This is a genomic window from Kitasatospora sp. NPDC093558 (assembly GCF_040683475.1).
Classification (GTDB): Bacteria; Actinomycetota; Actinomycetes; order Streptomycetales; family Streptomycetaceae; genus Kitasatospora.
Genome location: NZ_JBFBDY010000384.1, coordinates 1 through 6,092, shown reverse-complemented (window position 1 = coordinate 6,092; position 6,092 = coordinate 1). Strand labels below are relative to the sequence as shown.

At 73.4% G+C, this 6,092-nt stretch carries 7 protein-coding genes; 4 read left to right on the top strand and 3 right to left on the bottom strand.

From position 1 onward, the window contains the following. Nucleotides 1–314: hypothetical protein (locus tag AB0O00_RS27035; RefSeq protein WP_363656007.1), on the bottom strand; the 314-nt coding region annotated here is incomplete at its 3' end. Nucleotides 315–449: 135 nt separating this feature from the next. Between AB0O00_RS27035 and AB0O00_RS27030 the strand changes: the two genes are divergently transcribed. Then, complete coding sequence (locus AB0O00_RS27030; RefSeq protein WP_363656005.1) at nt 450–1,028, top strand: TetR family transcriptional regulator; 579 nt, start codon at nt 450–452, stop codon at nt 1,026–1,028. 162 nt (nt 1,029–1,190) lie between these two features. Here the strand turns inward: AB0O00_RS27030 and AB0O00_RS27025 are convergent, their stop codons facing one another. Further along, nucleotides 1,191–1,517, bottom strand: a complete 327-nt coding sequence (locus AB0O00_RS27025) for an SgcJ/EcaC family oxidoreductase (protein ID WP_363656003.1) — start codon at nt 1,515–1,517, stop codon at nt 1,191–1,193. A 382-nt stretch (nt 1,518–1,899) separates the two neighbouring features. Between AB0O00_RS27025 and AB0O00_RS27020 the strand changes: the two genes are divergently transcribed. The 3 genes from AB0O00_RS27020 to AB0O00_RS27010 all read left to right on the top strand — a co-directional run bounded on the left by AB0O00_RS27020 (nt 1,900) and on the right by AB0O00_RS27010 (nt 4,556). After that, entirely contained in the window at nt 1,900–2,727 is an 828-nt protein-coding gene (locus tag AB0O00_RS27020) for a poly-gamma-glutamate hydrolase family protein (RefSeq protein ID WP_363656001.1), read from the top strand. Between the two features lie 64 nt (nt 2,728–2,791). After that, nucleotides 2,792–3,247 (top strand): hypothetical protein, encoded by a 456-nt coding sequence (locus AB0O00_RS27015; RefSeq protein ID WP_363655999.1) that lies wholly within the window; start codon nt 2,792–2,794, stop codon nt 3,245–3,247. Nucleotides 3,248–3,626: 379 nt separating this feature from the next. After that, nucleotides 3,627–4,556 carry a winged helix-turn-helix domain-containing protein gene (locus tag AB0O00_RS27010; RefSeq protein WP_363655997.1) on the top strand — a complete coding sequence of 310 codons (930 nt, stop codon included), beginning with the start codon at nt 3,627–3,629 and terminating at the stop codon, nt 4,554–4,556. A 175-nt stretch (nt 4,557–4,731) separates the two neighbouring features. Here the strand turns inward: AB0O00_RS27010 and AB0O00_RS27005 are convergent. Beyond that, a partial coding sequence (locus AB0O00_RS27005; protein WP_363655995.1) for a hypothetical protein occupies nt 4,732–6,092 on the bottom strand: 1,361 nt, incomplete at its 5' end.

The following is a 6,092-nucleotide window of genomic DNA, read 5'->3' as shown; positions in this document are numbered from 1 at the left end:
TCTCGCTCAGGTGATCCGATCCTCGTCCGCCGGAGGCTCCTCGTCGCGGCCCGGATGAAGGCGGCCCGGGACTCCGCGGTCGGAAGTCCGATGTCGGGCAGCTTCAGCTCGACCATGACCACCGGGCGGTTCACGCCGCCCGCGTAGACGTGCTCGGGGTCGAGGACGTGGACGGTGCCGCCCACCATCGACAGGAAGCCGGGGTTCGCGGCCAGGCCGGAGGCCTCGGTCAGGGCGGCGGTCAGCTGCGGCAGGATCTCGCGCTCGCCGGCGGGGGTGAGGACGCCACGGGGTGCGGTCACGGTGATGGGCATGGCTGTCTCCTTGGACCTGAAGGGTCGGTCGGTCGCGCTAGTACGTACGTCCTAGCTAGTCCAGCTTCGAGTAGGATGGGCGTCCTAGTCAAGGGGGACCCACCGACCGGGCCCCACGGACCGGAGGAGGCGGCGTTGGCCGGCGACACCCGCGAGCGCATGATCGAGGCGACCGTCACGGCGCTCCAGCACCGGGGCGTGGCGGGCATGTCGTTCACCGACGTCCTCGCCGCCAGCGGCGCCGCGCGCGGCGCGATCTACCACCACTTCCCCGCCGGCAAGGCGCAACTCGTCGCCGAGGCCGCGGAGCGCAACGCCCGCGACGTCAGCGCCCACCTCGCCGCGCTGCCCGCAGGGAGCCCGCTGGAGGTCGTCGAGGCCTTCTTCGACCTGGTCAGGCCGGTGGTCGCGGACTCGGCGGCAGGCAGCGGGTGCGCCGTCGCGGCCGTCACCATCGGAACGGGCTCGGCGGACGACGACGCATCGCTGCGCCGGATCGCCTCGACGGCGTTCACGGCGTGGGCGGACCGCCTCGCCGAGCGGCTGTCCGCCGCCGGGCTCGACCCCGACGCCGCCGGCGGCCTGGCCGCGACGCTGATCACGCTGCTGCAGGGCGCGCACGTACTGTGCCGGGCGGCGGGCGACCTCGCCCCCTTCGAGCAGGTGGCACGGACGGCCACCTCGCTCGTCGGCGGCCGGGCGGAGGAGCACTGAGCGGCGTGCATCCGGCTCACAGGAAGCGGCGCTGATCGCGAGCCTCCGGGGCCGGTGGCACTGTGCGCGGAATCGCTCGCGGGGATCTGGATCCAACGCGCCGCCGTGGACGAGGAGTTGGCAGCTCGGCTCGCCCCTACGAAGGCTGCCCCTCGGCGGCTCTCACCCGAGGAAGTCCACCCGGTCGATCAGGCCCTCGCGGACCCGGTAGCCGACGAGCACCCGGACCGGTTCGTCCCTGATGCCGTGGGCGATCTCGTGGTCCACCACCCACTCCCCCTCGGTGAGCCGCCCGACGATCTCGGCCCGGCACTGCGCCTTCGCGAACATGCCCGCGTACACCTCCCGCAGCGCTTCGCGCCCGTCGAGGTGGCTGCCGTCACGGCGGTTGACGGTGACGTCGGGGGCGTACGTCGCCAGGAAGGCGTCCAGGTCATGGCTGTTGTAGGCGGCGAGCTGACGTTCGACGACGATCTCTGGAGTGGTCATCGGACGATCATGCAGCGCGGCCTGCCGTCCGTCCAGGGACGGCCGGGCCGGCCACAGCAGCGCCGGCTGTCACCCCGGCCTGCACGAGCAGGCCGAGCGTCAGGAGCGCCGCCACAGGGCGCACCCGACGCGTGGAGAAGGCCCCGCCGCCGAAGGCGGACGAGGCCGGAGACCATCGTGACATCCAGACTCTCTCAAGAGATGAGCATTGACAGGTAAGGCTTGAGTAAAGTCAGATGACAATCTCTCACTCCCGCAAGGTCCTTCCAGTCAATCCGAATGACAATTCCATAACGGATCGCCATGCCATCCCCCACCCATCGATCAATTCATGCGATTGATTTGCCGCACCCCCGACTTCCTGTCATGATCCTCAGCCGTGATGAACCGCCGCACGCTGATCGCCGCACTCGCAACCGCCCCGGCCCTCGCCTCCCTCGGCACCGTCCTGCGCGCCACCCCCGCGCACGCCGCCGACCTCTACCCCTCCAACACCGCGCTCTACCGGGACAAAAGCCTGGTCAAGGGCATCGACTACGGGCGCCGCCACCGCCGCCACCTGATCGACGACCAGAACCCCGCCGCCACCACGCCCTTCATCCGCACCACCGTCATCGCCCCGCACGGCGGCGGCATCGAGGGCGGCACCTCCGAACTGTGCCTGGCCGTCGCCGGATACCACCCGGCCGACCTCGCCCCCACGCCGGCCGCCGGGCCGGTGCACGACTTCTGGATGTTCGAGGGCCTGCGCTCGTCCAACAACAGCGCGCTGCACGTCACTTCGACCCACTGCGACGACACGGTGGCCCGCGCGATGTGCGCCGGCAGCCTCAACGTGCTGTCCCTGCACGGCTGCACCCCCGCCCAGGCCGGCCTGGAGGCGGGCGCCCGGGCGGTGCTCGTCGGCGGGCTCAACGCGACCTTCCGCCAGTTCCTCGTGGCCGAGTTCGCCGCGGCCGGCATCCGCGCGGTGACGGCCTCGGGCGAGGAGGAGATCGCGGGCATCTCCCCGGAGAACATCTGCAACCGCAGCATGCTCGCCATGGGCGCCCAGCTGGAGATCACCACCGACCTGCGCGCCGCGATGTTCGCCCCCGGCAAGAACACCCGCGCCGACCGCGCCGCCAACACCCTGCCGCTCTTCTGGACGTTCGCGACCGCCGTCCGCACCGCGATCCAGCGCCTGGAGGCGACCCAGGAAATTCTGTAGAGGCCCGTGGCCCGCACGGATACGATGCGCCCACGAAGTTTCGTGTGGGCAGGGGAGGTCACCGGTGGCGACACCACCGTGGTGGGACGAACTGGTCGGGGTCAGCGCCATACTGGCGGCCGCCGACCAGGCCTACGTCGACAGTTGGCGGGAGCTTTCGGCGGACGGCGACGCGGGGGACAACGACGCGGCGGACGGCGACCCGGAGGACGACCCGAACGACGTGCCCCCGGTGATTCTTCGGCTCGGCAGTCTGGCCACCGACTTCGCCAACCACTCGGCCGAGTTCACCCCGGGGCAGACCAACCTGCTCTTCCGTCTCCTGGAGGACATCCTGACCCACGGCGATGAGGCGGACGGCACGGCCGTCGCCACGGGATTCTTCGAGTCGCTGCTGAACGCCTGGGATGAGGGATTCGACCTCGAATCGGTCTGGCCCGCCGTGGGACCGGAATCCCGAGCCTACTCCCGCGCCTGGAACGAATTCTGGGGCATCGAGTCGCCCGCCTGGATGCGCTGAGGAGGCGGCACGGCGGTCAGACCTCGTTGACGGCGTAGCCCAGCTTCCGGGCCTGCGCGGCGACGGTGGCGAAGTTCGCGGTGGCCGACAGGGCCTCGACCGTCCGCCGGGTGAGTGGGGCGCCCGCGAGCACGGCCAGGACGGCTTCGCGGTCGACGGGACCGCGAGGTTGTCCCAGAAGACGACTGCATGAGCGCCGAGGCCGTGGCCCGAATGTAGCGTTGACAGGAGCCCTGGCGGTCCTCAACGTCCGCATGCGCTGGCATCATGAACGCCCTGTGGCGGTCGGCCGGTTCGGGAGGGGGGCGGGATGCCGTTTCGGTTCCACTTCACGGGCGAGGACCTGGCCCGGACGCGCGTGGCGGGGAGTGTGGCTCCGATGGTCGAGCTCAACGCCGCCCTGCGCGTCCTGCAGGATCGTGGCCAGGAGGTCCGGTTCGGGGCCTGGCGGCGTGAGGTCCTGGGCCGGCTGGGGCCGGAGGCGCGGATGGTGCTGGACCTGGTGCCGTCGCACGGGCTGTCGCCGGGGTTCCTCAACCCGACGGGCACCCGGAGTGCGGCGGAGCTGCTGGAGGCCGTCGCGGCCACGCCGGCCCGGCGGATCCGGGAGGACCTCGCCGAGGTGGCGGCCACGCGCGTACTGCCCGGCTGGGCCCGGGCGCTGGGTGAGGACCGCGAGTTGCTGGACCGGCTGGTCGGGGCGCTGGGCCACGTCCACGACGTGCTGCTCACGCCGTACCGGGCTTCGGCGGAGGACCTGCTGTCCGCCGACCGGGCGGTCCGCGGGCGCGACCTGCTGGAGGGTGGGGTCCAGCAGCTGTTCAACCGGTTGTTGCCGGCCCGGATCCGTTGGGAGGCACCGGTGTTGAGCATCAGGATGTTCTCCGGGCTGGACGAGGACGTGCACCTCGCCGGTCGGGGGCTGCTGCTGGTGCCCTCGGCGTACGTCACGGGGGCGGCCGTGGTGTTCCCGGAGGGGGAGCCGCAACCCGTGCTGCTCTACCCGGCCCACCAGCCTGCCGCCGTAAGGCCGTTGAGCGGAACGCCCGCACCGTCGGCGCAGACGGGCGCGGCGCTGGCCGCGTTGCTGGGCCGGACTCGTGCGGCCGTCCTGCTCACCATCGCGGAGCAGGACGGCTGTTCGACGGGCGCGATCGCCTCCGCCGTCCGGATCTCGGCGGCCAGCGCGAGCGAGCACGCGACGGTGCTCCGGGCGGCCGGCCTCATCTCGACCCTGCGGGACCGCACGACGGCGATCCACTCCCCCACGGCCGCCGGTCTCACCCTCCTTGCCGCAGGCGCGAGTTGACCGGCTGACCGGCTGAGCGTCGACCGGGGCGGCGGCGGCCGGAAACCACCCCCGTCGGTCTCCGACCGGCGCGGCCCCGCCCCGGTGCACCCATCCTGCCGACGGTGCGGCGACACTGTCACCGTCCTTCGGCGTGGGCCGAAAAAGGACGGATCCGCAGGCCCGGCACCCGACTTCAGGACGTCGTCACGCGCAGGGCGGCGAGCAGGGTGCCGTCGGGGGTGGCGGCCAGGACGCGACCGCTGCGGTGCCACAGGGTGACCGTGCCGGCGTGCTGGCGGACGCCCAGCGAAGTGCCGGACGCGCCCGGGAAGACGGCCGTGAAGGCGGGCTTCGTGCCGACGCCGGCGCGGACGCGGATGCCCTCCGCATCCGGGGTGGCGTACGCCCACCACAGGCCGTCGGTGTGCAACTCCCCCTCCCCGTCCACCTCCAGGGACGACGAGCCGGTCTCGCCCGTCCAGTGGAGCGCACCCGGCCGGACGCTCAGCAGACGGCCGCTGGTGAGCGGCTGCGGCGCGACCGGGGCGTCCTCGTCCGGTCCGGGGAGGCGGCGCAGCCCCCAGCCGGGCAGGTCCCAGCGCCAGAGTTCGGCCGTGCCCGGAGTACGGCCCTCGGGGCGGGTCCGCACCAGTGCGGCGAGGCTGTTCGCCGAGCGCACGACGGGGCTCAACAGCTTTTCTCCGTGACCGAGTTCGCGCCAGACGGCGGTGGGGCGCGGCGTGTGGGTGTCGAGGACGGTGATGCCGACGTCGTCCACCGTGACCAGGTGCCGGCCGTCGAAGGACGGGACGATCCGGCGCGCCCGCAGGGTGGTCCACGGGCGGAGGGTGCGCGTGGCGAGGTCGAGGCGGACGATCTCGTGGACCTCGCCGTAGCGGGCGACCAGGAGCGCCACGCCGCCGTGGTCGGCGACGACGAGCTGGTCGGTGGGCACGTCCCAGCGGGCGCGGGTGCGGCCGTCGGGGCCGATCAGCCGCACGCCCGCGTGGCCGCAGGCAACCAGGACCGCGCCCGAGTCGAGCCGGACGGCGTCGAGGACGGGGAGCGTGCCAGGGCGGTCGGCGGCGGTGAGGTGGGACACCCTCTCCGCAGCGCGCTCGCCGAAGTGCTCGGCGCGGCGCGGGCGGGGCAGGTCCGCGACGACGAGCGGATCGGCGCGCTTCACCAGCGCTTCGTGGAAGAACTGTTCGGCGCTCGGGTCGTACCTGCCGCCGTGCCGCCCGAAACCGTCGGCCCGGATGACGGCGCGGAGCGCGGCGGTGGCGAGCTCGCGGTCGGTGGTCGGGTCGGCGGCGGGCAGGCCCGCGAGGGCGGCGGCGAGGGCGAGGCTCCCGGCGGCCTCGTCGCCGCTGTCGAGGAGGGCCCGGGCCAACTGGCGGGTGGCGTCGCCGGCGCCGAGGGCGAGCAGGTGGGCGAGGGCGCGGCCGCGGGTGGGCCCGCCGAGGGCGACGGCGTCGCGCAGGTCGGCGGCGACGGCCGGGCGCAGCCGCGGGTCGGGCCAGGCGGCGGCGACGGCGGCGAGCCGGTCGCCGC

Coding starts and splice junctions, on each gene's coding strand:
- AB0O00_RS27020 (WP_363656001.1), top strand. CDS start 1,900: ATGAACCGCCGCACGCTGATCGCCGCACTCGCAACCGCCCCGGCCCTC.
- AB0O00_RS27010 (WP_363655997.1), top strand. CDS start 3,627: ATGGTCGAGCTCAACGCCGCCCTGCGCGTCCTGCAGGATCGTGGCCAG.
- AB0O00_RS27025 (WP_363656003.1), bottom strand. CDS start 1,517: ATGACCACTCCAGAGATCGTCGTCGAACGTCAGCTCGCCGCCTACAAC.